This is a genomic window from Paraburkholderia humisilvae (assembly GCF_902859855.1).
Classification (GTDB): Bacteria; Pseudomonadota; Gammaproteobacteria; order Burkholderiales; family Burkholderiaceae; genus Paraburkholderia; species Paraburkholderia humisilvae.
Genome location: NZ_CADIKH010000190.1, coordinates 1 through 4,320 on the forward strand (window position 1 = coordinate 1; position 4,320 = coordinate 4,320).

At 61.0% G+C, this 4,320-nt stretch carries 3 protein-coding genes and 3 pseudogenes; 3 read left to right on the forward strand and 3 right to left on the reverse strand.

Going from position 1 to position 4,320, the window contains the following annotated elements:
* Nucleotides 1–349, forward strand: a pseudogene (locus HV796_RS40470) (MFS transporter); the annotation flags it as partial.
* A gap of 103 nt (nt 350–452) precedes the next feature.
* On the opposite strand, the gene HV796_RS40475 reads toward HV796_RS40470, so the two are convergent.
* Entirely contained in the window at nt 453–1,085 is a 633-nt protein-coding gene (locus tag HV796_RS40475) for an HAD family hydrolase (protein WP_175233311.1), read from the reverse strand.
* An 850-nt stretch (nt 1,086–1,935) separates the two neighbouring features.
* On the reverse strand, nt 1,936–2,142 hold the full coding sequence (locus HV796_RS40480; protein ID WP_175233312.1) for a hypothetical protein: 207 nt from the start codon (nt 2,140–2,142) through the stop codon (nt 1,936–1,938).
* A 206-nt stretch (nt 2,143–2,348) separates the two neighbouring features.
* Here HV796_RS40480 and HV796_RS40485 point away from each other — a divergent pair.
* A pseudogene (locus tag HV796_RS40485) lies at nt 2,349–2,987 on the forward strand (tyrosine-type recombinase/integrase); the annotation flags it as partial.
* Between the two features lie 174 nt (nt 2,988–3,161).
* Here HV796_RS40485 and HV796_RS40490 read toward each other — a convergent pair.
* Nucleotides 3,162–3,785, reverse strand: a complete 624-nt coding sequence (locus HV796_RS40490) for a hypothetical protein (protein WP_175233313.1) — start codon at nt 3,783–3,785, stop codon at nt 3,162–3,164.
* 261 nt (nt 3,786–4,046) lie between these two features.
* On the opposite strand from HV796_RS40490, the pseudogene HV796_RS40495 reads away from it, so the two are divergent.
* Nucleotides 4,047–4,223, forward strand: a pseudogene (locus HV796_RS40495) (IS3 family transposase); the annotation flags it as partial.
* Nucleotides 4,224–4,320: the final 97 nt, after the last annotated feature.

Genomic DNA, 4,320 nt, shown 5'->3' on the forward strand with positions numbered 1-4,320 from the left:
CGCGATACCGGCCTTCGCGGGCGCGCTCGGCCTCGTGCTGTCGGTGGTCTGGGCGCATAGCACGCTGCTCGCGATGGCCTCGCTCACGCTCGCGACGATGGGCATCCTGACTACGCTGCCGCTGTTCTGGAGTCTGCCCACCGCATTTCTCGCGGGTACCGGCGCGGCCGCCGGCATTGCGATGATCAATTCGATCGGCAATCTCGCGGGGTTTCTCGGCCCTTACGCGGTGGGCTGGCTCCGGCAGGCGACGGCGGCGTCCGCCACGGGCATGTATATGCTCGCGGCGTTCATGGCATTGGGCGGGTTGCTCGCGATCGGCGTGCCGGCGCGGCTGGTGAACAGGTAGAGGGTCGTGAAATTTTCGCCCAAAAAAGCTTGACGCCTTGGTTAAGCCTGGATTTTGACGCGTGAAAGACTGCTTCTGGCCGAGATTCGAACTTTTCCGTACGTTAAGGCACGATGGCGTCAATGGGAGGAATTTCACCTTGACCGCGTAACCACGCATGATCGGCAAGCGCAAGCATTTCGCTGTCGCCCCGACCGTCGCCATACGCATAGAGCACGCTCGGCTGATCGCTGCCAAACCATTGTTGCAGACGTCGCACTTTTTCCGGCCCCCAGCAATTCGGCGAAGCCAGGCGGTCCACGAACCGGCCGTCGCGGAACTCGAGTTCGGTCGCGAGTACCGTGTCAAAGCCCATGGCTGGAGCCCAACGCGTCAGGTAAAGCGCGGGCGATGCGCTGACCAGTACCAACCGGTGGCCGCGGCGCCGGTGCTCCTTGATCCGCTCGGCCATGTCTGGGCGGATCAAGGCGTTCAGCCTGCGGGTGACATACTGCTGCGCCGCGTCCTCCAGTTGGCGCTGCGTCATGCCGCCGATCGTCGCAGCGAGAAAACGACCCTTGGCGGAGCCCCGATCGTATATCCCGCTCAGGAAGCCAACGAGCCACGGTGAGGCACGCAGGACCCCAATGGCAAACCGCCCGTTGCCGACCGTGTAGCGCACAAAGTCACGCAGGCTGTCCGAGGTCGTGATGGTGCCGTCGAAATCGAAGGCGGCCACGATGCGATTGAGCTTCATCGGTTGGTCAGCGGCGCAGCCCGTTGAGGGCGACCGATCGTCGGTGTTTGTGCAAGGACGGTCTGCGTTGCAATGAGCAAAGTGATGGAAACAAATGCTCGGTGTGACGGAAAGAGCATGAGGGTCCCTCCGAAAGTGTGTGCCTGGCTTTTGAGGTCGGGGTATGAACAAGGTAAGCGTCATTTCTCAAATTTCCGCCGCTTATGCAGAAAGTGCCATAAAAAGGCGAGAATTGCAGCCTGATGCGAGGTGAGTGACGGCCTCCCCTCTCCCAGCTTGTCGACGAATCGAAGATTCGCGTGAGCGCAGGCAGCTCAAATTCAGTATATAAGGTCAAGCCTTCCGCGATTCCATCGCCCTTTGCGCTCTGGGCGGACCTATGCTTCTTCGCACATCAATGCCCTGACAACGTGCGGCGCGTAAATCGGGACGGCGCCGGTCCGCGTCAATTTTGTACAGCCGGCGTCGCGCTCGATGCCATCCCCGTAGTCCTCGGGCGTCTTTAACGGGATTGTGATACCCGCGATCGGCACAACGTGGGGGTGATGACCGGAATACAGCAGCGCGCACCCCGGCGCTCATGATCAAACATCTGCCCCGCTCGCTCGACATTGGCTCGATGGCCATCGAAGGTGCAACGACACAGCCCTACATCGGGGGGACGTCAATGCGCAGCCGGCTTCGGCGCCATCACACATGGCACCAATCAGGAAACCTCGAACCACGTCGAGATATAGGCGTTGCGAGACCGCCATGCGGATTTGGCGAACCGTACCTTGACGCGCGCCCGGATTGCGTTGCACCCAGGCAGCCACTCGCTCAAGATCGGCCAATGCAGGCACCGACCAGATCAACGCCATACACGACGTTGCGGTCGATATTGAAGTTCTGGCATGGATGCCGGCTCATCACTTTCCAGGCGATCGAACCATTCATCAAGTTCGTCGTCGCGGAAGTAATAGCCAGCCTCCACCTGACGCACAGCCGCCCGCGCACCTGCGTTGCGTTCATCATGAAGCGCATCGCTTTCGAGTTCGGGGATTGTCTTGGGCGTCACAGATCACTCTGAGCAGGAAAGCATCCTGGAAGAATCGTACCCCCTGGTCGGTCGTACCGCCACGGTGGACGAACTCCCCGACCGGCAATCAGTCGCATCCGCTCGACCCGGCGAGATGATGCAGATTCAAACAACTTGATACTCAATCGTTTGTGGCGTGCCCCACTGGAGCGCACAGGTTGTGCATTTGAAATCAAGTTCATTTGCAGGAGGTCAAGGTGTACATCGACTCGCTGCCCTGCGGGACGGACCGGGAACGCGAGCGTTACTGGCGTGCGCGGTGGCTGTTCACCCTGCTCTACCTGGGCGGCCTGCGCATTTCGGAGGTCAGCGGCAACACGATGGGGCGCTTCTTCTGCCGGCGCGACGCCGACGGGCACGGGCGCTGGTGGCTCGACGTGCCCGGCAAAGGCGACAGGGAGCGGCTCGTGCCCGCCTCCGCCGAAATGATGGTCGAGCTCGGCCGCTACCGGCGCGAACGTGGCCTGCCCGTACTGCCCGCCCCGCATGAGGACACGCCGCTCGTGCTGCCCCTCGGAAAATCCATGAAGCCGCTCACCCGCGCGGCGCTGCACACCATCGTCAAGGGTGTCTTTGCGGGCGCCGCGCAAAAACTGCGACTACGCGGTGACGACCATACCGCCCGTGCGGCCCAGCTCGAGCGCGCATCCGCGCACTGGCTGCGCCACAGCGCAGGCTCCCACATGGCCGATGGCGACGTCGATCTGCGGCTCATCCGCGACAACCTCGGCCACGCGTCGCTGACCACCACGAGCCTTTACCTGCATCCCGATGACGACCAGCGGCACCGGGAAACCGAAGAAAAGCACCGGATCGACTGGTAGCGCCAGCTGGCACCAAGTCAGAAAAGACCGGTGTTTTCCGGCCGCTGGCACCGGGAGCCGGTTAAGGATGCCCATCACCAGAAGGCGGCCCGGAAAAGTCGACGGCCGCTGCGGCATGCGAGATGCTTCCCGAAGCGAAACGCGCAAACGTCCGCCCGTGGGCTGCTACAAAATCTAGATCTTTGATGATTCCCGCTTCCCCAGCCCAGGGACTTCAAATAGATTGACGGTCGCGCCCAAAACTGTGTTGCTAAGGGTTTCCACCCCGGCTTTTGTGGCAACGCCAACGTCACCGCCGTTGAGCGCGGTGCTACCGATTTCTGCTCCGCTTGAGAGGACCTGCGCCCCGATTTGCGTGCCTGCCACCGCGAGCCTGGCTTGCGGAGGAAGAATTTCCGTTGGCACCATATCAATCGCATTGCTTATTTGCCGGCTGGCAGCGGAGGTGGTAGACAGTAACTCCTGCGCCGTGGCCTTGAGGTCCGACTTTGCAGCGGGCATGTCGCCTCGTGCTGCAGACGATCCCGCTCGGAATAACCCGGCAAGAGCTCCGGTGACCAAGTCTGGCGTTAAGGTCAATGCTCCGCCAATGCCAGGAATCGCGCCGGTCGTGTGACGAAGGACGGACTGGTAGCCTCCAACGAATTTCGATAGATCACCAAGTGCCCCACTGAGCTTTCCTCCCGAGCGGGGAGACGCTTTGGTTAAGGTGTTTTCAGGCTGGGTCGCTTGCCTGGTCGTGTGAATCTGCCCGTCGTAGACGCGCAGATTGGCGGCTGAGCCGTTGATCTTAGTCATAGAGTTAAAACCTGAAAGGAGATGGTAGGTTGCCCCAACTTACAGGTCCTTTTCTTGCCGTGCGCCGCCGTTCGCGAAACAACTCTTGCTCCGACGCGAACCGAACAATCACATCGTCAATTGGAGCCACACCAAGTGATCAGGAATCGACACGAAACAGTCCCTGCGTCAACGCAAAAGGCACTAGCAATTTACGTGAACTGCGCCGACAAGCCACTCGCGATCCCGCCGATGCCACGTCGCGCTAAAAACGTGAACCTGCTGAGGGGCTACGGCATGCGAAGCTCGATGAGCCGTCGAGGAAGTTGTTGGGACACGCGCCGACCGGGAGCCTGTGGGGATCGCTCAAGCGAGCGCGCATCCTTGGCCCGCTTTGCTACGCATCGTAAAGCGATGGAGGAGGTGATTGACTGGTTGAGCTTCTACAATCATTCGCGCCGTGCGATACGTGTCGCCGTCAGCCGCGCGTCAAGCGGCATGCAGTTGGCGGTAAAGCTCGCTCTTGCCTTGTCACGCTTCGCAGAATATCGCGTCG

Coding starts and splice junctions, on each gene's coding strand:
- HV796_RS40475 (WP_175233311.1), bottom strand. CDS start 1,085: ATGAAGCTCAATCGCATCGTGGCCGCCTTCGATTTCGACGGCACCATC.
- HV796_RS40490 (WP_175233313.1), bottom strand. CDS start 3,785: ATGACTAAGATCAACGGCTCAGCCGCCAATCTGCGCGTCTACGACGGG.